General features: G+C 76.1%; 1 pseudogene. It reads right to left on the bottom strand.

Annotated features, from left to right (window positions below):
- Positions 1-527: pseudogene (locus tag G6R25_RS24520) on the bottom strand (protein spdB); the annotation flags it as partial.

Here is a 527-nt window from a genome sequence, read left to right as displayed (position 1 = left end):
CGGGTGTGACGCCGGGTGTGACGCCGGGTGTGACGCCGGGTGTGACGCGGCTCGTCACGCAGGTCAGAGCCCTGCCGGTGTCCTCACCGTCACGGGCATCGGCGAGCGCCGTCCAGGCGGCGGCAAGGGTGTGCGCGGTGCGGGCCTGCACCCGGGCCACCCGCGCCCCCGCCGCGGTCACCGCGGCAAGCCGGGTCTCCTCCGCACCGGCCTGCGCGGACAGCCGGGCGCGGGAGACCGCGGCGTCGTCGCGGGCCGTCTGGCGGATGGTGCGGATCTCTTCCAGGGCGGTTGGGGTGAGGGCGGTGCGTTCCCACAGGCCGTGTACCAGCCACAGCGCCTTCGCGGCCAGCGGCAACCACGCCACCGCCAGCCAGCCCGCCGGCGACGGGCCGACCAGCGCATGCGCCACCAGGACGCCGGTGGCGAGCAGGCCGAAGGTACAACCCAGACCGGACACGGCCGGGGAGTGGTCGCCTTGGGCGGCGAGGCGCCGTTCGTAGGCGAGGGTGGCCAGCCAACCGCCA

Origin of the sequence: Candidatus Frankia alpina (assembly GCF_902806485.1) — a bacterium.
GTDB classification, from domain to species: domain Bacteria; phylum Actinomycetota; class Actinomycetes; order Frankiales; family Frankiaceae; genus Frankia; species Frankia alpina.
This window is presented reverse-complemented; position numbering and strand designations above follow the sequence as displayed.